Here is a 23,507-nt window from a genome sequence, read left to right as displayed (position 1 = left end):
GCGAACATCCGTTCGACATGCAGGCTAGCGGTCGCCCTCGCGCCACCGCCGACGGACACGCCCGCCCGGACGATCCCGGCCCGGCGCCCGGAGAGGGCTGTGAAGGGGCCCTTCACGGACTCTGAGTCCGTGAAGGGCCCCTTCACAGCCTTTCGGCAGAGGTCAGGGGCCGTCGACGCCCGGGGTCCAGCTTTCCGGCGCTCCGCTCTCGGTGAGCACCAGCTGCCACTGCGCGAAACCCTCGGGCGCGGTGTCCTGCCAGGGAAAATGCCCATCGGGGGTGGCGACGATCAGCTGCAGTGCCGGGAAGTCACCGTCGGGGTAGACCAGGAACGCGGATCCGAAGTACTCCGGGTAATGACCCTTGGCCACCCGCTCGAACACGACCGGCGCGCCGTCGAAGAAATCGTCGTAGCGCTTGCCGACCTCGAAGATCTCGCCGTTGGCCGCGCGATCGACATAGGCGTCCAGCAGGATCGAGCCCATCTGGCCGGGCAGGCCGAGCACGACCGCCTCCGGCACGTTGTGCAACGCCCATGCGCACGCGGTGAAGCAGTAACCCGCGCCCTGTTCGTCCGGCTGGACGGAGATCACCGCGTTGCCCCGTTCCCTTGCCTGGGATTCGATCCACGCGATCAGGCTCTGGTCTTCGGCACTCAGGGCTGGGGTCGTCACGGCCGCCATTGTGCCGCACCCGCGCCGCCGAACCCAGTCCCCGCGCCGCAGTTCTTCCGCGCCGGCCAAGGAGTTTCGCGATTTCCGTTGCAGCACACCACAAAATCGGCGGAGAAAGAACAGTCGCGGCCCGGGATGTCCCGAGCCGCGACGGTGGCTTCGCGCACTGGATCAGTCCATTGAGGTCACCGGCTCGGCCGGATCCGGGAACTCACCCAGCGCGGGCAGGTCAGTCGACCTCCGCCATGACCTCGTCCGAGACGTCGAAGTTCGCGTACACGTTCTGCACGTCGTCGCAGTCTTCGAGGGCGTCGATCAGCTTGAAGATCTTCTTCGCGCCGTCGACGTCGAGCTGGACGCTCACCGAGGGCAGGAAGGTCAGGTCGGCCGACTCGTACTCGAATCCGGCGTCCTGCAGCGCTTTGCGCACCGGGACCAGGTCGGTGCCCTCGGAGACGATCTCGAAGTTCTCGTCGAGGTCGTTGACCTCCTCGGCACCAGCGTCGAGCACCGCCATCAGCACGTCGTCCTCGGTCGCGTCCGCCTTGGGCATGATCACCACACCCTTGCGGGTGAACATGTAGGCCACCGAGCCCGGGTCGGCGAGCGAGCCGTTGTTGCGGGTGAGGGCGGTGCGCACCTCCATCGCGGCCCGGTTCTTGTTGTCGGTCAGGCATTCGATGAGCACGGCGACACCGTTGGGCCCGTAGCCCTCGTAGGTGATGTTCTGCCAGTCCGCGCCGCCGGCCTCTTCCCCGGCGCCGCGCTTGCGGGCGCGCTCGATGTTGTCCTGCGGGACCGAGTTCCGCTTGGCCTTCTGGATGGCGTCGTACAGCGTGGGGTTGCCGTCCGGGTCACCCCCGCCGGTACGGGCGGCCACCTCGATGTTCTTGATCAGCCGCGCGAAGAGCTTGCCCCGCTTGGCGTCGAGGTTCGCCTTCTTGTGCTTCGTCGTGGCCCACTTGGAGTGGCCGCTCATCTCTCCTCCATCTATTCCGCGTCCGCCCGCCTCCCGGCGCCGCGCTCCCTGCTCAGGCTTCCCGCACGAGTCCGACGAACAGCCGGTGCAGCCGTTCGTCCCCGGTGATCTCCGGGTGGAACGCCGTGGCGAGCACCGCCCCCTGCCGGACGGCGACGATCCTAGCCACCCGCGGCCCGTCCGGGCCGGTATCCGGATCGGCCGGGCCGGGCACGGTGGCCAGCACTTCGACGCCGCCCGCGGCCTTTTCCACCCACGGGGCGCGGATGAACACCGCGCGCACCGGCCCGCCGGGCACGCCCGTGATCGGCAGGTCGGCCTCGAACGAATCGACCTGCCTGCCGAAGGCGTTGCGCCGCACGACCACGTCGAGCCCGCCGAGCTGCCGCTGGTCCGGGCGCCCGTCGAGCACCTGGCGGGCCAGCAGGATCAGCCCCGCGCAGGAACCGAACGCGGGCAGCCCGCCGGCGATCCGCGCGCGCACCGGCTCCAGCAGCTCGAAGGTCTCCAGCAGCCGCGACATCGTGGTGGACTCGCCGCCGGGCAGCACCAGGCCGTCCACTTCGGACAGCTCGGCCGGGCGGCGCACCGGGACCGCCCGGGCACCGGCACGCTCCAGCATCGCGACGTGCTCGCGCACGGCACCCTGCAGGGCGAGCACACCGACCACCGGCCGTGTTCCCGAAACCGTCGTCACCCGACCTCCCGAAAGACGTTCACCCCAGCTTAGGGGGACCACCCGCGGCCATCCCGGCCAGGGCGGCACCGGCCACCCGGCCCGGACGGGTGTCCGCGGCCCGAAGTGGACTGCCGGAATCCGCCACCAGTGGCCACTTGCCGAGGACCCTTCCCGCCCGGCCGGACACCCGGACGACACCTCCTCCACCAGAATACTCGCAGGTCAGAACCTATCGCCCGCACAGACGACGGGTACGCGAACCGAGGAGTGGCCTTTCAAGATATCCGCGTACTGGCCTGCGTCGGCAGTCCACCTGAGTCCTACCCTGGTGGGTGAATCCAGCAGCACCCTCCCCGAGAAAGGCCCGCAAGGTGTCGCAGCAGCAAAGCGCCGAACCCCAGTCCGTCACCGGTACCGCCAAGGTCAAGCGCGGGATGGCGGAGATGCTCAAGGGCGGCGTGATCATGGACGTGGTCACCGCCGAGCAGGCCAAGATCGCCGAGGACGCCGGCGCGGTCGCGGTGATGGCGCTCGAGCGCGTGCCCGCCGACATCCGCGCGCAGGGCGGGGTCGCCCGGATGAGCGACCCGGACCTGATCGACGGCATCATCGAGACGGTGTCGATCCCGGTGATGGCCAAGGCCCGGATCGGCCACTTCGTCGAAGCGCAGGTGCTGCAGTCGCTCGGCGTGGACTACATCGACGAATCCGAGGTGCTCACCCCCGCCGACTACGCGAACCACATCGACAAGTGGGCGTTCACCGTGCCGTTCGTGTGCGGGGCGACCAACCTCGGCGAGGCCCTGCGCCGGATCACCGAGGGCGCGGCGATGATCCGCTCGAAGGGCGAGGCCGGCACCGGCGACGTCTCCAACGCCACCACCCACATGCGCAAGATCCGCGGCGAGATCCGGCGGCTGCAGTCCCTGCCCGAGGACGAGCTGTTCGTCGCCGCGAAGGAGCTGCAGGCGCCGTACGAGCTGGTGAAGGAGGTCGCCGAGGCGGGCAAGCTGCCCGTCGTGCTGTTCACCGCCGGCGGCATCGCCACCCCGGCCGACGCGGCGATGATGATGCAGCTGGGCGCGGAGGGCGTGTTCGTCGGCTCGGGCATCTTCAAGTCCGGCAACCCGTCCCAGCGCGCCGAGGCGATCGTCAAGGCGACCACCTTCTACGACGACCCGGACGTGCTGGCGAAGGTCTCACGCGGACTGGGCGAGGCGATGGTGGGGATCAACGTCGAGGAGCTGCCGGAGCCGCATCGGCTGGCCGAGCGGGGTTGGTGACGGTCGACTTCCGCCCTGTTTGCCTCGTCTCCCTGCGCGAGCGGTGAAGAGTGGAAACCCTTCACCGCTCGCGCAGGCCGACGATTCGTCCGTGGCCATTTTTGGACCACGGCGTCAGAGACAGGCCGTCGACATAGATCGGCGTACCAATTAAGGCTCACGCATGTTCCTGGCTTCCGACAGAGTCGGTCCGCCAGCTTGGAGCGCTTCGCGCCGGGCGCGGCGTGGCGGCCCCGGCTGCCTCGTCGTCTACGACGACTGGCGTGCCGAATCGTTCCGGCACCCCGAACACGCACAGCGATGATCGTCCGACAGATACGGACATGCGCTGGAACTGAAATTCCACCGCCACGATCACAGCGAAGCCGATCAGTCGCCCATTCTTACCGTCAACGGACATCTGTCACGAGCGCTGGCTCCTGACCGCTGGCAGTCACGGTTGATTCGCCGCACGACAGCAATTTCTCCGATGCGGAGACCTCGTGCTCCGGCTGCACCAGCGCGCGAACGCGTCGTCATCCACGCCCACCAAGCCAACCGACGGTTGCACGTGATCCGCCCCGAACGCCCGCAACCCCCCGTTATCGTTCTCGCGGCCCTTTGGACCAGAGGCTGTGGTCGCCGGGATCGGCATGACTTTGTCCCCCAGTCGCAGGCATGATCCGGGGGGTGGTGTCACCGGGCCCGGTGACATCGAACGACCGCTTTTAGGGACATGACCGCCGGCGCGGCAGGTCTCGCCATAACGTGGGTGCCGGCCGTCGATGCCCGACCGGCGATCACCGGCGACGACCGAACGGCGTGGTGGATGACCAGCGATTTCAGCGTGTTCCTCGGCCTGGATGTCGGCAAAAGCGCCCATCACGCGGTCGGCCTGGACCCGGACGGGAAGCGCCTGCACGACGGGCCGCTGCCCAACACCGAACCCAAGCTGAAGGCGTTGTTCGACAAGCTCGCCCGGCACGGACCGCTGCTGGTCGTGGTGGACCAGCCGGCCACCATCGGGGCGCTGCCGGTCGCGGTCGCCCGCGCCGCCGGGCACCAGGTCGCCTACCTGCCCGGCCTGGCCATGCGCCGCATCGCCGACCTCTACCCCGGCCGCGCCAAAACCGACGCCCGGGACGCATTCGTCATCGCCGACGCCGCCCGCTCCCTGCCGCACACACTGCGCCCGGTCGACGTCTGCGACGACGCGCTGGCCGAGCTGGACGTGCTGGCCGGATTCGACGACGACCTGGTGCGCCACGAGGCGCTTTGTGACCGAGTGGAGGTGAAAGGACTCCGCCTCCGGACTGTCGCAGCAGTCCGGTGAAGCTGAGGGCAGCCTGATCCGGGAGGTGCCGGGGAGGGCGGCAAGCAGCCCTGACAACGCCGGGACGTGCTGGCACTGCCAGACGGCACGGGTTCGGCAAGCAAGACGAGAAGGTGCACGAGAGGAACCAGTGCTAAAGCCCTGTAGACGTCGAACCAGCTCCAACCTGGTGGATATGGGCTGGGAAGCAGCGCGTGGCGAGTCGCCTGACTCGTCAACTCCGAAGCCGGACAAGGTCGTCGGTGGGGAGGCCACGGTGAAAGCCTGCGGCGTGGTCGTGGCGATGCTGTCGGGACAGCAGCTGGGCACCTCCCTCGACGATCGGTCACAGAGTGAACGTGGGAACCATCCCCGGTCGCCCTTCCGTCCGGACCTCCAGTCCGGCCGCGGGCAGGCCCACCGTCGGCTGACGGCCGCGGGATGGGGCGGAGGCCCCGCAGTAGTCCGAGCGCGCGAGAGGCGCGCACATGGCGAAGGGGGCCAGCAAGTCTGCAGCGACCGTACTGGAAAGCCGGGAGACGTTGGTGAACACTGACGAACTGGAGATGGCCCTCGCGAGGGCCGAGCTTCGGGTACGGGGAATCCAGACCAAGCTGCACGCGTGGGCAAACGACGATCCTCATCGCAGGTTCGACGATCTGTTCAATCTCGTCCACGATCCCGCCTTCCTGTTGGTGGCATGGGATCGGGTGCGGGGCAACAAAGGTGCCCGGCCGAGCCGGAGTGGATGGCCGGTCGGCCTACTCCATCGAGGCCAAGGTCGGGGTCGGGGGATTCCTCGACGCGCTGCGAACTGCTGTCAAAGACCGCAGCTTCCGGCCGCTCCCCGTGCGCGAGTGGATGATCCCGAAGGCGAACGGCAAGCTCCGCCGTCTCGGGATCGCGACCGTGGCGGACCGGGTGGTCAAGGCATCGCTGAAGCTGGTCCTGGAGCCGATCTTCGAGGCGGATTTCGATCCGTGCTCGTACGGCTTCCGCCCGAACCGGCGAGCACACGATGCGGTGTTCGAGATGCGGCACTACGCGACCAATTCCTATGAATGGGTCCTGGAAGCCGACATCGCCGCATGCTTCGACGAGATCTCGCACCCGGCCCTGATGGACAGGGTGCGGGCGCGCATCGGAGACAAGCGCGTGCTGGTCCTGGTGAAGGCGTTCCTCAACGCCGGAATCCTCACCGAGACCGGGCAGTTGCAGGAGACAAGCAAGGGCGCCCCGCAAGGGGGCATCCTGTCGCCGCTGCTGGCCAACGTGGCTCTGACCGCGCTCGACGAGCACTTCGCCGGGCAACGGGCAGGCCGCGTCGAGCGAGCCAAACGGCGCCGTCACGGACTCGCCAACGTCCGGTTGATCCGGTACGCCGACGATTTCGCGATCATGGTGTCTGGCACCAAGGCGCACGCTCGGGCCCTGCTCGACGAAGTGGCCGAGGTGCTGTCCCGGCTCGGGCTTCGGCTCGCGCCGGACAAGACGGGAGTGCTCCACATCGACGAGGGTCTCGACTTTCTCGGCTGGCGCATCCAGCGCCACCGCAAGCGAGGCACCAGCAAACACTACGTATACACCTACCCGACGAAGAAGGCCGTGCGGTCCTGCGTCGCGAAGGTCGCGAAGGTAAAGACGATCTGCTGGCAGAACGTGAATCTGCCGCTCGAAGTCCTGCTGCACCAACTGAATTCGCTGCTGCGGGGCTGGACCACCTACTTCCGGCCCGGGGTGTCGCACGCGACGTTCCGCTACCTGCGCGCCATCGTCTGGCGACAGGTATTCGGATGGCTGCGACGCAAACACCGCCGGGCCACATGGAAGGAACTCCGGCACCGCTACTGCGGCGGCGGTTGGTGGCCCGCCGAGGGCAAGGCGATCCTGCTCGATCCGGCAAAGGTGCGGACCACCCGCTACCGATACCGGGGAACGGCGATCCCCTCGCCCTGGCCGAGCGCAAACATGAGGTGAACCGCCCGCACTGCGGGGACTTGTGGAGAGCCCGTTGCTCAGAAATGGGCACGGCGGGTTCGGAGGGCGGCCTGAGGAAACGAGCTGGACGAAAGGCCAGCACCGCGCCTCGGGCCGACCCTACGCCGGCGAAGCCACTCGGATCAGCAACCGCATCCGCGGCCTCCTCACCGGCATCCACCCCGCCCTCGAACACGCCATCGGGCCGATCATGACCGCTCTCGCCGAGCAGACCGTCACGGTCCCGGGCACAACGGCCGCCGACACGGTCCTGCCCAGACTGGCGGACAACCTGAAAACCCGTGCCGCAGCAACGCAACAGGTCGCCGCCGAGGTCGAGGGGATCCTCGATGCGCACCCTCTCGCCGAGGTCCTGACATCGATGCCCGGCATCGGGGTCAGGACCGCAGCCCGGATCCTGCTCGAAATCGGCGACGCCGCGAACTTCACATCTTCCGCGCACCTGGCCGCCTACGCCGGCATCGCCCCCGTCACCCGCGCCTCCGGCACCAGCATCAAAGGCGAACACCCCGCCCCGCACCGGCAACCGGGCCCTCAAACGTGCGTTCTTCCTCGCCGCGTTCGCCACCCTCTCCGACCCCACCAGCCGCACCTACTACGACAAGAAAAGAACCGAAGGCAAAAAACACAACGCCGCCCTCATCGGCCTCGCACGACGCCGCTGCGACGTCCTCTACGCCATGCTCCGCAACCACACCCACTACCGGCACCCCGAAACCACCCCCGCCGCAGCTTGACAACCACATAAGGACACCCCCGAGAGCCAGGAGTTGAAACCAAGCCCGGTTCCATCAGCCTATGATACGCATCACATAGCTGTCTAAACAACACTTCGCTACAGTTGCGCCATGACTGTCAGAGGGGGCAGTGCTTTAGTATTGGGTGGCACGAAATTTTTGGGTCGCCACCTTGTCGAGCACCTGCTGGGTAATGGCTGGAACGTCACGGTTTTCCATCGCGGGGAGACCAATCCGAATCTCTTTCCCGAAGCGCGGCACGTGCTGGGTAGTCGCGTGGGCGATCTCACCTCGCTGACTTGTGGCGAATGGGACGTCGCGTTCGATCTGTCCGGGTATCACCCGGACGAGGTTGATGCTGCGGCCAAAGTGCTCGGCGATCGAGTCGGGCACTACGTATTCGTCTCCACGATTTCAGCCTACGCCTCACTTGCACAGGACGGCACAGACGAGACCGCCCAGCTGAAGAGTGTCGATGGACCCGTGCCCGCAGAGTCCACCCGCGAGACCTACGGTCTACTCAAGGGTCTCTGCGAGCAGCGCGTCGCCATGCACTTCCGCAGTCACACCACGATCCGGCCATGTATCATCGCAGGCCGCTACGACCCGTCGGATCGCTTTACCTACTGGGTCGAGCGCCTGGCCGAGCCGGGCACGCATGTCGTCCCCGACCCGGCGGATGTTCCATTGCAGTACATCGACGCCGCCGATCTCGCCGCATGGATGGTCGAAGTTGCCCGTGCAAGGCCAGTGGGAGCGTTCAACGCGGCCGGGCCGTCGTTGACGTTCGCCGACTTCGTCGCGTCAATTACTTGCCACGCTGGCACTAGTTCGGAATTCGTGCGGTTGAATGAGGCGCAGATTCGAGATGCCGAACTGCGGCCCATGGTGGACCTTCCGCTATGGTTGCCGCCATCAGATTTGCAAATGAAAGGCTTTTTTACTGTCGACGCCTCGAAAGCGCGCGCATCAGGATTGCATGTCCGCGATATCGCGGACACGATTCGCGACGTCCGGAAATGGGTTCGGGATCGAGGAGACCACGAGTTCGCGGCTGGCGTCTCCCGCGAGACGGAGCAGGAGCTGATCAGACGGTTCAGTCGCCGATGACGGAGACCGTAGGGGCGACAAAACCGCCGGGCCTTGTTGACAGCTACCGCGGTATGGGTCGATTCCTGGTGCTGTGGGCCGGTCAGATGTTCAGTCTCGTCGGCAACAGCATGACCCGGTTCGCGTTCATCTTCTATGTCTTCCATACCACCGGCAGTGCAGCCAATGTCACGCTGGTCGCGCTGTTCTCGTTCTTGCCTAAGATGCTCGCGAGCCCGACCGCCGGGTACCTGGTGGACCGGCTCAACGACAAGGTAGCCCTGCTGATCACGGACCTGGGCACGGGTCTGGTCATCCTCGTGCCGGGCTTCCTGTACTTCTCCGGCGGGCTGCAGCTATGGCAGCTGTACATTGCATCGGCAGTGGCAGGCGCGATCGAGGCGTTCCAGTACCCGGCGTTCTCTGCGGCGCTGACGACGCTTGTCTCGAAGCCGCAACTGGCCAAGGCGAACAGCCTGCTCTCGGCCGCACGCAGCGGTGCCGACCTGGCCGGCCCGGTATGCGCCGGCATGCTCCTGTCGCTCGGCAGCCTTGGACTCGTGTTCGTCGTCGATGCCATAACCTCGTTCATCGCGGTAATTACCGTGGTGCTCATACCAATTGCTACCCGCGCCTCCGTTGGCGAGCCACGGATCAGGTTCTGGGAGAAGCAGCTGACCGGCCTGCGCTGGATCTGGGCGCATCCGCCGCTACGGTTCCTGGCGCTGATGTTCTTCGTCGTCAACCTTGCCGGGGCATTCGGTCAGGTGATCATGCAGCCGATGGTGCTTGCCCGCTCCGGCGGAAGCTCAGCGACGTTGTCTGTGGTGCTGGCGTGCGTAGGTGCAGGCGGGATCATCGGCGGTTTCGCTGTGTCCGCCTGGGGCGGCCCGACGCACAAGGTTCGAGGGCTTCTTCTGGGACTGCTGGCGGTGAGCGTCCTCGGGCAGATCGGACTCGGGCTGAGCGGGAACATCGTCGGCTGGTGTATCACGGGGTTCCTCAACAGTGCTTGCGTCATCGTGATCAACACCTGCAACCAGGTGGTATGGCAGGTAAATGTCCCAACCGAGCTGCTCGGCAAGGTATTCGGCGGGTTCGTATTCCTGGCACAGCTATCGGTCCCGATCGCGATCGCATTGGCCGGGCCGCTGGCCGACCATATCTTCGAGCCGTGGGCTCGGTCCGCATCCGCGGATCGGCTCGGCTGGTCGGCGCTGGTCGGAAGCGGACCGGGAGCTGGAATGGCCACCATGCTCGTGATCGCCGGAACCCTCGGAACGCTCTGCGGTGTGCTTGGCCTGATGAGCCGATCACTCAGGCAGCTTGGCGTCTCTACCCAGGCTGCATTAGCCGAAAGCGACAAGCAGTGAACCAGCTGACTCCGATCCAGGCGCAACTGCTCAGCGCAAGCCAGTTGGCGATGGAAGTCAACGTCGAGACGATCCGACTGGGGCTGTGGTTGCCCGCCAGCACCGACATCGACCTGATGGCACAGGCATGGCGGCGCACCTTCACCCGACACCGTGCTCTCACCGTCCGGTTCGTGCCAGGCATCGACGGCTGGCATTACGAACCGGACAACGAACCGGTCCGATTGACCTACCATCCCCCGACGGCCTGGACCGCCGACGAGTTCTTCACCCGCGCGATAGCCCGAGATGCGGAGGAACCACTCGATCTTGGCCGAACGCCCATGCGGTTGTCGTGGGCACCTGACGAGGACGGCTCAGGAGTGTGGATCTGGACTTTCCACCACGCTCTGGTCGACAACTTCAGCATCCAGCTGGTTACGGTCCAGGCATTGGAAGCCTACGCCCGGATGCGCCGCGGCGACGGCCTCGATCCAGTACCACTCACAGACTTCTTCACGGCGTCCGGCCAGCTACGCGCACAGGAAGACGAGGACGCAACGCAATTCTGGGCGGCCCGTCTTGCAACCGGATCGACAACGGGCCCCCGCGGTGATCGCAGCCAGGTGCGGTGGACGCAGGCCCGGTCGGCGCCGCACGTCCCCGGCCGGGACCGTGACGAGCCGACCGAATCGACTTTCCTGATCGCGGCGCTTGCGCTGCTCACAGCAGAACAGACCAGCCAGAACGACGTCACCGTCGGCAATGTATACAGCTTCCGTCGCGTCCTACCTCAGGAGTGGCAAGACGTCGTCGGTCCGCTGATGCACGTCGTCCCGTTGAAGATCGTCGTCGACCGGCGCGCAGGCGTAGTCGATTTCTTGCGTTACATCAGGAAAATCGACCTGGACTCTCGGAGCTACGCCGTGTCGCCGAGCGCGGCCGGGATGGCCTCGACGTCCGGCTTCTCAGCGGCGCTGAACTATCAGCCCCGCAACTGGCGGGCGCAGATCACCGAGGCCCTGTGTGCGGCGGTGGGTGCGCAGAACAAAGACGACCTGGTACGGATCAACCGCCGAAGCGGGCTGCCGCTGGTACTGGACGCCAACGAGGATGACGAGTTGGGGCTGACTCTGGACAGCTGGTCTGCGGTCCACTCAAATGTGCGGCTGACCGACTTCGCCGGGCGGCTGCAGCTGCTCTCATCACGCCTGCGGTCCGGTGCAGACCGGGTCGATCAAGTGCTGCGGCTTCCCGAGCCAGCTCGGGACCGCGTTCTCGCCCTTGGTACCGGACCCAAACTTGTAGTGACCGCCCAGTCGGCGATTGCCGTATTCGCCGAAGCCGTTGCACGGCATCCGGATGCCGATGCGGTTGCCGGTGCTGGAAAGACATTGACCTACGGGGCGTTGAATCGAAGTGCCAACCGACTCGCTCACCACCTCCGGACACGGGGCGTTATGCGGGGCCATCGGATCGGCATCTGTCTGGAACGCACGAATGAACTGTGTGTCGCGGTACTGGCGATATTGAAGCTCGGTGCCGCCTACGTGCCGCTGGATCCCGGCTACCCAGCTCCCCGCGTTCGGTATACAGTCGAGGACGCCCAGTGCACGCTGATCGTCTCCGCCCTCAGCCACTCCGCGATGTTCGGTGAAATACCAGTTGTCATACTGGACGACGAGAGCGCCAGGGAAGCAATCGCAGCGTGCGACGAAACCGAGGTTGAGGTCGAGGTCGACCCTCACGATCCCGCTTACGTGATCTACACCTCCGGTTCGACTGGCACCCCGAAGGGCGTGGTAGTCCCCCACCGTGGCATCGCCAACCTCGCAGCCACTCAGTCCGTTTTGTTCGGGCTCGACCGGAGCGATCGGGTCCTGCAGTTCGCGTCCGCCGCATTCGACGCGTCGGTCTCCGAGCTGTTCGTGACCTGGGGCGCCAATGCTTGTGTCGTTTTGATCCGCGACTCGGACCGAACTGGAATTGCACTGCAGGAATGCATCGTGAACGAAAGGGTCACGATGGCAACCCTCCCGCCTTCTGTGCTGTCAACACTCGATCAAAATAAGGTTCCTGGACTGTCCACTGTGATCACCGCAGGCGAACCGTGCTCGCGCGGGGTCGTAGAGGCCTGGGGTGGTAGTCGTCGGTTGATCAATGCCTACGGCCCCACCGAGGCCACAGTATGCGTGAGTGGAGTCCGATTGCGGCCGGGAGATGCGGTCACGATCGGCCCGCCATTGGGGAACGTACGCATCTACGTCCTGGCCGACGGTGAACCGGTGCCAGTTGGCGCACCCGGCGAACTGTGCGTCGCCGGACCGGGAGTGGCCTTGGGCTACCTGGGACATGCCGAGTTGACGGCGCAGCGGTTCGTGCCGGATCCGTTCTCAGGCGGGACGATGTACCGCACCGGCGACCTCGTCCGCATGCGCGCTGACGGTGGATTGGTGTTCCTCGGCAGGAACGACGATCAAGTGAAGGTCCGTGGGTTTCGGATCGAACCCGCGGAAGTCGAGAACGTGTTGCGCAGCCACGACAGTGTGGGACAGGCCGTAGTCGCGGTACGTGGTACCGGCGAGCATGCCCGTCTCGTGGGCTACCTTGACCGTCCTGTGCCTGAGGACATGCGAGCGTGGCTGGCCGGACGGATACCGAGCCACCTGGTGCCCTCGACCTTCGTCGAGGTGTCGCAGTTCCCCCTCAGTCCCAACGGGAAGATCGATCGGCGCGCGCTGCCCGACCCGGCTCCTTTGCCAACGACCGCTTATGTTGCTCCTCGTTCGGAGCTGGAGCTGGCGATCGCCGAAGCCTGGGCACAAGTGCTCCGGGTGAAGCGCGTCGGCGTGCACGACAGCTTCTTCGACCTGGGTGGCAGCTCCCTGCAGGCTGCCCGAATCGTCTCGGCCTGCAACTGGCTAGGCGAGGTGGCCAGCCCGCTGCTGCAGGACACGGTGGCAGCGCAGGCGACGTCACTCACCCGGGTGGTGCCGCGCGCGCCGATCCCGACCAGCCGTCGGCGCGGCTGAAAGCCTAATCTACCACCAGGACCTGGGGAGGGCCTGTAATATGAAGCTCAGTGTGTCTTTTTTCGGCAGCGGTCAGGAGCCTGCGTCGCCGCAGCGGCGCTATCAGAATGTGTTGGGGCTGGCGGAACATGCCGATGAGCTCGGCCTGCACACGCTTTGGGTGCCAGAACGGCACTTCCAGGACTTCGGTGATCTTTTTCCGAATCCCGCGGTTCTGGCCGGGGCTCTCGTCTCCAGAACCCAGCGGATCCGGATCCACGCCGGCAGCATCGTGCTGCCGCTGCATGACCTGATCCGAGTGCTTGAGGACTGGTCGATACTCGACACCCTTTCCGGCGGACGGATCGGCGTATCGGTCGGCACCGGATGGCACCCTCTGGACTTCGTCATCCGCCCGAGCGCCTTCGCCGAGCGCCGCAATATCACCACGATCGGACTCGGGTTGCTGCGTTCGGGCTGGCGCGAAGGCCGGATACGGGCGAGCGATCCGCAGGGCGAGCAACGCGAGGTCCGGATCCGCCCCGACCGGATCCAGCCTGAGCTGCCGTTGTGGCTGACCACCTCCGGCCGCCGGGCAACCTGGCTTTCGGCCGGAGAACTGGGCGTGTCCGTGCTGGCATCGACGATCGGGCAGACCCCGGAGAGCCTCGCCGCCAACATCGCCGCCTATCGGGCTGCCCATCACCGGCATCACCCGGACGGTACGCCGTGGGTGACGCTCTCGGTGCACACCTACCTGAGCGACGATCGCAACGAAGTGCGCGCGAAAGTCGAAACGCCGATGAAGACCTACCTCGATTCGTTCGTCACCCAGTCGGCTAGTTCCGAGCGGTCGGGCCCGGCCGACCTCTCAGGGTCTGAACGTGCGGCACTGCTGGATTTCGCATTCGAGCGCTACTGGTCGTCGTTGTCGATGCTGGGCACGCCGGAAACCTGCACGGCGACGATCAAGGAGCTCGACGCACTCGGCTGCGACGAAGTCGCCTGCTTGGTCGACTTCGGTCCGTCGTTGCCCGAGATGTCTCGCACACTGACGTTGCTGACGCAGACCACGAGGGAGCGCTGAGAGGCATGGACCTGACCACATTGCTGGGCCGCCTCGCGGCCCTTCCTGCCGACCGTCGTAGAGCGACGCTCAGCCGGTTGACGGAGCAAGGGATCGACCTCGGTTCGCTGCCCCCACCGCAGCGTCCTGATTCGGATGTGTTCGCGCTCAGCCCGTAACAGGAAGACCTCTGGACGTTCGAAGCGCTCTATCCCGGTGCAGCACTGAACCTGTGCGGTGCCTACTGGTTCCGGGAGCCGGTTGACGTTGACGCACTCCACGCAGCGCTGGACGGACTGATGCAACGGCACCGGGTCCTGCGCTCGACTTTCGTCGCAGGCGAACACCGGGTCGAGCAGCGGGTCCAGCCCCACACCTTGGAGCTGGAGCGGGTTACCGCGCTTCCCGGGACGGTGCGGGAACACATTCAGCGGTGTGCGAGCGAACCATTCAACCTGGCTTCCGGCCCGGTCGTGCGAGCTCGCCTGATCACCGCCGAGGACCTCGATCACGGAGTGCTGGTCCTTGCGTTCCACCACATCGTGACCGACTGGTGGACATTCGACCTGCTGCATCAAGAGCTGACCCTGCGGTACGAGGCAACGGTCAGCGGTCAAGTGCTCCAGTTGCCGCCGGTTGCGGATTACGGCGCCTTCGCCGAGTGGCACCAAGATCTGCGCGCGGTCGGCGCTTGGCAGGCGGACGAGGAGTTCTGGGCAGGTTACCTGGCTGCCGCCCCCGAACCGCCGTTCGGTCCGGCGCCTGCGTCGCCGACAGCCGAGCGGATCGACGTCGACTTCGGCAAAGATGCACTCGTCCGGCTGCAGGAGTTCGCGACTACGCGGGCCTGCAGCCTCTTCACCGCTGGGTTCGCGCTTTTCGGATTGTTCCTGCATAGCCGGACGGGAGTGAGCGACGTCGTAGTCGGTACACCGAGCGCGAACCGCGACCAGCCTGGCACCGCCAAACTCATCGGCTACGTGATGAACATGGTTCCGGTCCGGATCCGTGTCGGTGGAAGGGATTCGCTCGACTCGTGCGTCGCGGAGGTAGAGAGGTCAGCTGCTTCGGCATTGGCTCACGCACGACTTCCGGTCGGCCGAATCGCCGCCGTTGCCGAGGCGCAGCGAGCTCAAGGTCGATCCCCCACCTACCGGGTAGCGTACATGTACCTTCCGGAGCACCACAGCATCACCGCCCTGCCCGGCGATGCCCGGTTCGAGCGGGTACATACCGGAGACGAGGAGAACGACTTCGTAGTCATCCTGCGTGAGAACGCAGGGCGGCTGACAGGGACATTCGAATTCCGCTCGGACTTGCTCGACGAAGCGACGGTCAGGGCTTGGACCGGGGCTTTCGGAGCGTTGATGGAAAGGTTGATCGCCGACCCTTCCGCACCGATCGAAGACCTTGCGTTGGCTCCCTCCGAACGCGCGGAGGTGTTGCGATTGGGTGCGGGTCCGGTAATCGAAGTCGACACCGCCACGATGGTTGCGGTGTTTGATCGCGCTGTCCGGCGGACTCCCGACGCGCCTGCGGTGTGTTTTGGCGAAACTGAATTATCTTATATGGATTTGAATCGTCGAGCGAATAGGCTGGCACACCAGCTCGTCGCTCGTGGTGCCAAGGCGGGCGCCCGGGTCGGCATCCGGTTGGAGCAGTCGATCGAGCTGTGCGTGACGATGCTCGCGGTACTCAAGACCGGTGCTGCGTACGTCCCGCTCGATCCGGCCTACCCCGAGTCCCGTCTCGAACTCATGATCCACGACGCTGGATGCGAGCTCGTCATCGGTGGTCAGGATGGATTCGAGATGGAACCGGACGGTCCCGAGACCGGGCTACCGGTGCAGGTCAGTCCGACTGACACCGCATATGTGATCTACACCTCCGGCTCGACCGGCACACCGAAGGGAGTGGCGGTAACGCACCGTGGGGTAGCCAACTTGGTGGCAGCACAGGCACGTGTGCTAGCGCTGGGCACGGGCGATCGCGTGCTGCAGTTCGCGTCGCCGAGCTTCGACGCATCGGTGGAGGAGTTCTGGAGCGCATGGGGAGCCGGGGCGTGCTGTGTCCTGAAGCAGCCGGGCGTCGATACCTCGGTGCGCGCGCTGTTCGATTTCCTGGTCCACGCCAGGGTTTCCGTGGTGGATCTGCCCACTGCGTTCTGGGCGACCCTAGTAGAAGCTCGGTTGCCGTGGCCATCGAGAGTGCACACGGTGATCATCGGCGGGGAGCTCTGCCCGGAGCCCGCCGTACGTGCCTGGCACGAGCAACGCCCCAAAGCGCGGCTGATCAACACCTACGGACCGACCGAGACGACAGTTACCGCCACCATGGGAGTTCTCATGCCGCCCGACGGCGGCGACGTGATCGGGCGACCGTTGGGGAACGTGCATGCATACGTGCTGCGTGACGACACGCTGGTCCCGCTGGGTTCGGTCGGTGAGCTGTACCTGGCCGGAGCGGGTGTCGCGAACGGCTATCTCGGTCGCCCTGGGCTCACGGCTGCGAGCTTCGTTCCGGATCCGTTCACCGGCGCCACGATGTATCGCACCGGTGACCTGGTGCGCATGCGCGCCGACGGGTCCCTGGTGTTCTGTGGTCGGATCGACGACCAGGTAAAGGTTCGCGGCTTCCGGATCGAACCTGGCGAGATCGAGGCTGTCCTTTGCGGACACGAGTCGGTGTCGCGTGCGGTGGTCGCGGTCCTCGGCACGAGCCAGAACGCGCGGCTGGTGGCCTACATGAACGGTGAAGTCCCCGCAGGGCTACGCGCGTGGGTCGCGACCCGGCTACCCGGGTACCTGGTGCCGTCGATGTTCGTCGGGATTCCCGAATTCCCGCTCACGCGAAGCGGCAAGCTCGACCGGGCGGCCCTGCCAGATCCCACCGACATCCCTCCGGCCTGCGGTGTCGACCGGGTTCCTCCGCGGACCCCGCTGGAGCGAGAGCTGGCCAGCATCTGGGCAGAGCTGCTCGGCGCGACCGATGTCGGTATCCACGATGACTTCTTTGATTTGGGCGGCACTTCGCTGCAGGCGATCAGAGCGGCGACGGCACTGGAAAAGCGGACCGGTGTCGCGGTGCCCTTTGCCGAAATCTTCGCCCATCCGACCATCGCGGAGCTGACCACGGCGGCTTCGGCCGATCCGGCTGCGCCGATCCGGCCCGTCCGCGGCAACGTCGTCCCCGCGACTTCGGCGCAGGTCGGGCTTTGGTACCTCGCTCAGGTAGAGGAAATGGGCGCCGCCTACTCGATCGTGGACTGCCTGGTGTTCGGCAGGGATATTGATGTCGACCGCCTCGAGGAGTGCCTGAGTGACCTAGTCGCGCGGCACGCGGCGCTGCGTACGACGTTCGCCCGCACCGATGGCCAGCTCGTCCAACGTGTGCACGCCGACCTGCCGCCGGAGATCGTGCGGATCACTACTGGGCCTGAGCGGTTGTCATCCGCGATCCGCCTCGAAGCAGCTCGCGTGTTCAACCTGGAGAAGGGCCCGCTGGTTCGAGGGATCGTCGCCGACTTGCCGGATGGCCGGCATGCGCTGGCGTTGGTGGTACACCACATCGTCGCAGACGGTATGTCTATGGCAGTGCTGTTCAGAGAGCTCTCGGCACGAGAACGGGGCGAAGACCTGCCGCCGACGCGGGTACAGTACCCCGATTACGCCACCTGGCATCACAACCGCAAGGATGTTCCAGAATACGCTGAGGCACTGCGCTATTGGACCGATCTGTTGGCGAATGCGCCGCGAGTGCTGGAACTACCCTGGGACCGACCACGACCACCGCGACAGAGCGCACACGGCGATACCTATCGGCTGCGACTCAGCGCCGAGGTCGCTGATCGGGTTCGCGCGCTGGCGAAAGCGCACCACACCACGCCGTTCACCGTCTACTTCGCCGCCTACCAACTGCTGCTGTCACGACTCAGCGGCGTGACGGATCTAGTGATCGGGCTTCCTGTGACCGGCCGCGCCATGCCCGAACTGGCGGACGTTGTGGGCCTGTTTGTGAACACCCTGCCGGTGCGAGCGTTCGTGTTACCGGAGCAGGGGTTCGCCGACTTGCTGGGCAACGTCGCGGATGCAGTCGCTGAGGCGCGCCCGCATCAAGAGGTCTCACTCGACACGATCGTTTCGGTGGTGGCTCCACCGCGTGACCCGGCACACCATCCGCTGTTCCAGGTCGCATTCTCCTGGAATGAAGCTTTGGCGCCGGAACGACTCGAAGACTTCGCCGCAGAACGAGTCGCGCTGGACTTCGGGCAGGCCAAATTCGACCTCACCCTGGCGCTGAGTGCGGAGGGCACCGACGTACGAGTGGAGTTCGAGTTCCGCACCGCCCTGCTCGATCGCACCACGGTGGCAAGCTGGGCGGGCGTCTTCGTCACCCTGCTGGCCCAGGTCGTCGAGTCCCCAAACCGGCTGACCCGGGACTTCGCGCTGCTGTCGGATACCGCGGTTGCCGACGTCCTCGCCCTTGGCGAGGGGCCGGTTGTGCCGCGGACGGCGTCGACCCTGCCGGAGGTGTTCGAGCACTCCGCTGGCCGACGGCCGGATGCGCCTGCGCTGGCCTTCGGCGACCAGGAACTGTCGTATCGAGACTTGGACGAGCGGGCCGAGGAATTCGCACGTTACCTGCATGAAAGTGGGATCGCGCGAGAACGCCTGATCGGGTTGCATCTCGGTCGATCGGTACAGACATATGTCGCGGTGCTGGGTGTGCTCAAGGCTGGATGCGCGTACCTGCCGCTGGATCCGGACTACCCGCCTTCCCGGCTGGAGTTCATGCTCACCGACTCCGGTTGCCGCGTGGTGTTCACCGACTCGGACTTCGCCGCGGCGGAAGGTATTCGAGTGCATCGGCTCACGGGTACCGAAACCGGCGTGGCCGCCCCGCATCCCCGCCCAGGTCCGTCGGATGTCGCGTATTGCATCTACACCTCGGGATCTACCGGGACCCCGAAAGGAGTCGTGATCGGCCATCAGGCCGCGGCCAACCTGGCCCAGGGTGGGCATCCGGACTTTCGGGTCGATGAGCAGGATCGGGTGCTTCAGTTCGCGTCTCTCAGCTTCGATGCCTCGGTTGCGGAGATGTGGCTGGCCTGGGGCGCGGGCGCATGCCTGACGGGTATCGACGCCACCCAGCGCACCGGAGCGCTGCTGCAGAATGCGATCGATCGAGCCGGGGTGACAATGGCCGTGTTCCCGCCTTCAGTGCTCACGCAGCTCGATCCCTCGAGTGTTCCGACCTTGTCGACCGTGTTCACCGCCGGGGAACCGTGCCCACGCGGGATCGTCGAACGGTGGGCACCAGAGCGCCGTTTCGTCAACGCCTACGGCCCCACCGAAGCAACGGTTTGCGTCACCGCGGCACAGTTGCAGCCTGGAGATGACGTCGTGGTCGGGCGCCCGCTACCGAATGTCGGCATTCGCGTGCTGGACGACAACCTCCACGTTCTGCCGCCCGGAGTACCCGGCGAAGTCTTCGTGACCGGCACCGGTGTCGCCGAGGGCTACCTCGGCCGACCGGACCTCACCACGCACTGTTTCCCCCCTGATCCCCGTGCACCGAAGAGCCATCTTTACCGCACCGGCGACATCGGCCGACTGCGCGCGAACGGCACGCTTCAGCTGGCCGGTCGGGCAGACGACCAAGTCAAACTCAATGGATTCCGCATCGAGCTCGGTGAGATCGAGGCCGTCCTGGGCACTCATCCGGACGTTCGCCAGGCAGTCGCCTCGGTCGCGAAGATACGTGACCGACCACGACTGGTCGCGCACATCCTGACAGACAACCCGAACATCCTGCCCGTGTTGCGGGCCTGGCTGGCGCAGCGCGTTCCTGGGCAGCTCGTGCCCGCTGTGTTCGTCTCGATCGACCACATCCCGCTCAGTCCCGCGGGTAAGGTCGACCGCACCGCCCTGCCCGCGCCGGATATCGCACGCCCGGATCTCGTCGGCGGCTACCGCGCCCCGGAATCCAAGCTCGAACGGCGGATTGCCGAGGTGTGGGCAGACGTGCTGCATCTCGACCGGGTCGGTGTCGACGACGTCTTTTTTGAACTTGGCGGTGATTCGTTGCTGCTCGTTGTGCTTGCCGAACGGCTCGCCGCCGAGGGGCTACCAGCTTCGCTGATGTCGCTGTATCTGTATCCGACCGTCGCCGGACTGGCCAGCGCCGTAGCAGAGGCAGGTACGGATGAGTGACCTGTTCCCGGTTTCCTCCGCGCAAGAAAGACTTCTGCTGGCCGATCGGGTCGACCCAGGCGGAACACAGTACTCCATCGTCGACTGCGTGATCACCGACGCCGGCGTCGACCCCGACCGGTTGACCGAAGCGCTACGACAGCTGGTCCGAGCACACGAATCACTGCGAACGACCTTTACCTGGGACAATGCGGTCGCACTCCAGCGTGTTCACTCGTGGTTGGCGCCGAGCATCACGCGGCACTCCCCTGTCTCCGAATCGGAACTCGACGTGATCGTGCTGGATTACCTGTCCCAGCCGTTCGACCTGGCCCAAGGTCCACTGGTGCGCTGTCTCCTGGTCCCTTTGAATGACGGGCGCTGGGCGATCGCGCTGGCAGTACATCACATCGTGGCCGACGGCTGGTCCATGCGACTGTTGCTCGACGAGCTGTCCCGCCGCTACCTCGGCGCCGCCACCTCGTCGTCTGAACAGGGCGTCCAACGGCTCGAATATGCGGACTACGCAGTCTGGCAACAGGCTCAGCTGGGCACCCACCAGTATCGGCTCAGCCTCGCCTACTGGACCCGGCGGCTCGAGGACGCACCGGAACATCTGGCGCTGCCTTGGGACCGCCCTCGGCCAGCCGTTCAGACCTCAGACGGCAATACGCTCAGGTTCCGGATCGACGCCGACACCACCAACCAGGTCGCCGAGCTAGCCCGCCGGTTGCGAGTCACTCCGTTCGTCGTCTACCTCGCCGCGTACCAGGTGTTTCTGGCTCGCTTGGCCGGGCAAGACGATCTGGTGATCGGCCTGCCGGTGGCCAACCGGGACAGGCCTGAGCTGTCAGAGGTGGTCGGATTCTTCGTCAACACCGTGCCGATCCGGGCACGGATCCCAGCCGAACTGACCTTCGCCGATCTCGTAGCCGCTGTCGATGAGAGCGTCCGCTCATCCGAGCCACATCACGGTGTGCCGCTGGAGGACATCGTCGCAGCGGTCGCGCCGCGACGGGATCCGCGGTACAACCCGCTGTTCCAGGTGCTGTTCTCGTGGAACGAGGACCCTGGGCTGCGCGAACTAGGCGGTCGGCCGGTCAGCCCGCGCCGACCGGCGTTGCCTATCGCGAAGTTCGACCTGTCCCTAGCGCTGGCCGCAGACAACGAGGGTGTCCTCGCGACATTCGAATTCCGCACCCAGCTGCTGAGCACCCCGACAGTGTCGTGGTGGTCGAAGGCTTTTCTCACGCTCCTCGGAGACCTGGTTGCCGCCCCACAGCAGCGCATCGGTGTGGCCCGGCTGCTCGCAGGCGCGTCCGAGCGGGAAGTCGTGGCGCTGGGAACCGGACCTGTGATCGAAGTTCCCGACGTCGCGGTGCACCGGCTGTTCGAACAATCAGCGCGCCGATTCCCGGAGCAGACCGCAGTGTGGCACCAAAGGGCATCACTCACTTATCGTGATTTGGATGAGCGGGCGAACCAGCTTGCAGCAACCTTGCTCGCCCGCGGACTCGGGCCTGGAGCATGGGTCGGAATCTGCGTCGAGCGGTCGATCGACATGTGCGTCGCAGCGCTGGGCGTGCTCAAGGCAGGTGCCGCATACGTTCCGCTCGATCCGTCTTACCCCTCGGCCCGGCTGGAATTCATGTCGACCGACTCGGGATGCACCCATGTACTCGTCTCTGAGCAGACCGCCGCACGCCTGACGGCGTCGCCGGCGCAGCTCCTGCCGGTCACCGATCTCACGCGCACCGTACGCGACTGCCACGGTGGCGCCGAAGCAGACGACCCGGCGTACCTCATCTATACCTCGGGTTCCACCGGAACACCGAAAGGCGTCGTGGTCACCCATCGCAGTGTGACCAACCTGGCCATCGGCCAAGGCCCCGTGTTCGGACTGACGGCGACAGACCGAGTACTGCAATTCGCGTCACTGAGCTTCGACGTGTCCGTCGCAGAAATGTGGCTTACCTGGGCCGCCGGCGCCACCCTCGTGCTGCTCGACGAGCACCAAAGGCTCGGGGCATCGCTCGCGGAACACCTTCGCACCGCTGAGGCCTCCGTCCTGATCGCACCGCCCACCGCGCTGTCGTCTCTCGATCCGGCGGCCCATCCTGAGCTGCGGCTGGTGATCACGACCGGAGAACCGTGCCCGCCCTCGCTGGTCCAGCCGTGGGCGAGCGGACGCCGGTTCGTCAACGCCTACGGGCCTACCGAAACGACAGTCTGGGCATCCACGATGGACCTGACGCCGGACGACCGGCCACTGATCGGCCGGGCACTGCCCAACACGCGGATCCATGTTCTCGACAGTCGCTTGCGGTCTGTGCCGCCAGGGGTTTCCGGTGAAGTGTTCATCGGAGGCACCGGAGTGGCACGCGGATACCACGATCGCCCCGTGCTCACCGCCGAACGCTTCGTGGACAGCCCAGACGGCGCCGGGCGCCTCTACCGCACCGGTGACATCGGCAAACTACTGGCCGACGGCACGATCCAGCTTGCGGGACGGTGTGACGACCAGGTCAAGCTGCACGGCTTCCGGATCGAACTGGGCGAGATCGAGCACGTCGTGGCAATGCATCCCGCAGTACGGCGCGCGGTGGCCTGCGTCGAATACGCGAGCGAACCACGGCTGGTGGTCCACATAGTCACCGACAACGCCGAGGTACCGTCGAAGTTGCGCGATTGGCTTACCGACCGCGTGCCCGCACACCTGGTGCCCTCGGCCATCGCGAGCCTGCCCGAGGTGCCACTGACCCCAGCAGGAAAGATCGACCGCTCGGCGCTGCCCGAGATCGCCCCAGAGCGGCCAGCGCTGGGCACCGGTTATGTCGCGCCTAGCACCCAGTTGGAGGAGCAACTCGCCGCAATCTGGTCAAGCGTGCTCAGCGTCGACCGCGTCGGCGTGTACGACAACTTCTTCGACCTCGGCGGCAACTCCCTCCTGCTGTTGCGAGTACATGAGAAAACGGTCGCCTTGCATCCCGAATTGCGGATTACCGACCTTTTCCAACACCCGACCGTGGCCGCGCTGGCGCGTGGACTCACCGACACCATCCGCCCCGTCACTGCAGATGCTGGCCGCGACCGCCGGGCCGCAGCTCTGAACCGCAGGCGCGGAGCACGATCATGGACATAGTGGAAGGAGTCTCG

At 65.9% G+C, this 23,507-nt stretch carries 11 protein-coding genes and 3 pseudogenes; 11 read left to right on the top strand and 3 right to left on the bottom strand.

What is annotated here, in order from left to right; genetic code table 11:
• Positions 1-162 precede the first annotated feature (162 nt).
• The 3 genes from ATK36_RS02970 to pdxT all read right to left on the bottom strand — a co-directional run bounded on the left by ATK36_RS02970 (position 163) and on the right by pdxT (position 2,351).
• Entirely contained in the window at positions 163-684 is a 522-nt protein-coding gene (locus ATK36_RS02970; RefSeq protein WP_098509707.1) for a DUF4262 domain-containing protein, read from the bottom strand.
• A gap of 220 nt (positions 685-904) precedes the next feature.
• Entirely contained in the window at positions 905-1,654 is a 750-nt protein-coding gene (locus ATK36_RS02965) for a YebC/PmpR family DNA-binding transcriptional regulator (protein WP_098509706.1), read from the bottom strand.
• Between the two features lie 52 nt (positions 1,655-1,706).
• Positions 1,707-2,351: a pyridoxal 5'-phosphate synthase glutaminase subunit PdxT gene (gene pdxT, locus ATK36_RS02960; RefSeq protein ID WP_098509705.1), complete on the bottom strand. Its 645-nt coding sequence runs from the start codon at positions 2,349-2,351 to the stop codon at positions 1,707-1,709.
• A gap of 353 nt (positions 2,352-2,704) precedes the next feature.
• On the opposite strand from pdxT, the gene pdxS reads away from it, so the two are divergent.
• The 11 genes and pseudogenes from pdxS to ATK36_RS02905 all read left to right on the top strand — a co-directional run bounded on the left by pdxS (position 2,705) and on the right by ATK36_RS02905 (position 23,493).
• A complete protein-coding gene (pdxS, locus tag ATK36_RS02955) occupies positions 2,705-3,616 on the top strand; it encodes a pyridoxal 5'-phosphate synthase lyase subunit PdxS (protein ID WP_098509704.1) in 912 nt (303 codons plus the stop codon).
• A gap of 808 nt (positions 3,617-4,424) precedes the next feature.
• Positions 4,425-4,853 (top strand): annotated as a pseudogene (locus tag ATK36_RS02950) (IS110 family transposase); the annotation flags it as partial.
• Positions 4,854-5,651: 798 nt separating this feature from the next.
• Positions 5,652-6,884 (top strand): group II intron reverse transcriptase/maturase, encoded by a 1,233-nt coding sequence (ltrA, locus tag ATK36_RS02940; protein WP_211291765.1) that lies wholly within the window; start codon positions 5,652-5,654, stop codon positions 6,882-6,884.
• A gap of 124 nt (positions 6,885-7,008) precedes the next feature.
• Positions 7,009-7,642, top strand: a pseudogene (locus ATK36_RS02935) (transposase); the annotation flags it as partial.
• Between the two features lie 111 nt (positions 7,643-7,753).
• Positions 7,754-8,752, top strand: coding sequence for an NAD-dependent epimerase/dehydratase family protein (locus tag ATK36_RS31935; RefSeq protein ID WP_170069566.1), 999 nt, complete (start codon positions 7,754-7,756; stop codon positions 8,750-8,752).
• On the top strand, positions 8,749-10,104 hold the full coding sequence (locus ATK36_RS02925) for an MFS transporter (protein WP_170069565.1): 1,356 nt from the start codon (positions 8,749-8,751) through the stop codon (positions 10,102-10,104). Before ATK36_RS31935 ends, ATK36_RS02925 begins: the two co-directional genes overlap by 4 nt.
• On the top strand, positions 10,101-13,115 hold the full coding sequence (locus ATK36_RS02920) for a non-ribosomal peptide synthetase (protein WP_170069564.1): 3,015 nt from the start codon (positions 10,101-10,103) through the stop codon (positions 13,113-13,115). Before ATK36_RS02925 ends, ATK36_RS02920 begins: the two co-directional genes overlap by 4 nt.
• 40 nt (positions 13,116-13,155) lie before the next feature.
• A complete protein-coding gene (locus ATK36_RS02915; protein WP_098509700.1) occupies positions 13,156-14,181 on the top strand; it encodes a MupA/Atu3671 family FMN-dependent luciferase-like monooxygenase in 1,026 nt (341 codons plus the stop codon).
• A 170-nt stretch (positions 14,182-14,351) separates the two neighbouring features.
• A pseudogene (locus ATK36_RS34145) lies at positions 14,352-15,593 on the top strand (condensation domain-containing protein); the annotation flags it as partial.
• A 54-nt stretch (positions 15,594-15,647) separates the two neighbouring features.
• On the top strand, positions 15,648-20,372 hold the full coding sequence (locus ATK36_RS02910; protein ID WP_281259021.1) for a non-ribosomal peptide synthetase: 4,725 nt from the start codon (positions 15,648-15,650) through the stop codon (positions 20,370-20,372).
• Entirely contained in the window at positions 20,365-23,493 is a 3,129-nt protein-coding gene (locus ATK36_RS02905) for a non-ribosomal peptide synthetase (RefSeq protein WP_098509698.1), read from the top strand. The genes ATK36_RS02910 and ATK36_RS02905 overlap by 8 nt, the downstream gene beginning before the upstream one ends.
• Positions 23,494-23,507: the final 14 nt, after the last annotated feature.

It is taken from the genome of Amycolatopsis sulphurea, from assembly GCF_002564045.1.
Taxonomy (GTDB): domain Bacteria; phylum Actinomycetota; class Actinomycetes; order Mycobacteriales; family Pseudonocardiaceae; genus Amycolatopsis; species Amycolatopsis sulphurea.
This window is presented reverse-complemented; position numbering and strand designations above follow the sequence as displayed.

What these genes read in the sequence shown, in the direction of transcription:
- ATK36_RS02970 (WP_098509707.1), bottom strand. Translation starts at nt 684, where the DNA reads ATGGCGGCCGTGACGACCCCAGCCCTGAGTGCCGAAGACCAGAGCCTG.
- ATK36_RS02965 (WP_098509706.1), bottom strand. Translation starts at nt 1,654, where the DNA reads ATGAGCGGCCACTCCAAGTGGGCCACGACGAAGCACAAGAAGGCGAAC.
- ATK36_RS31935 (WP_170069566.1), top strand. Translation starts at nt 7,754, where the DNA reads ATGACTGTCAGAGGGGGCAGTGCTTTAGTATTGGGTGGCACGAAATTT.
- ATK36_RS02925 (WP_170069565.1), top strand. Translation starts at nt 8,749, where the DNA reads ATGACGGAGACCGTAGGGGCGACAAAACCGCCGGGCCTTGTTGACAGC.
- ATK36_RS02915 (WP_098509700.1), top strand. Translation starts at nt 13,156, where the DNA reads ATGAAGCTCAGTGTGTCTTTTTTCGGCAGCGGTCAGGAGCCTGCGTCG.
- ATK36_RS02910 (WP_281259021.1), top strand. Translation starts at nt 15,648, where the DNA reads ATGGTTGCGGTGTTTGATCGCGCTGTCCGGCGGACTCCCGACGCGCCT.
- ATK36_RS02905 (WP_098509698.1), top strand. Translation starts at nt 20,365, where the DNA reads ATGAGTGACCTGTTCCCGGTTTCCTCCGCGCAAGAAAGACTTCTGCTG.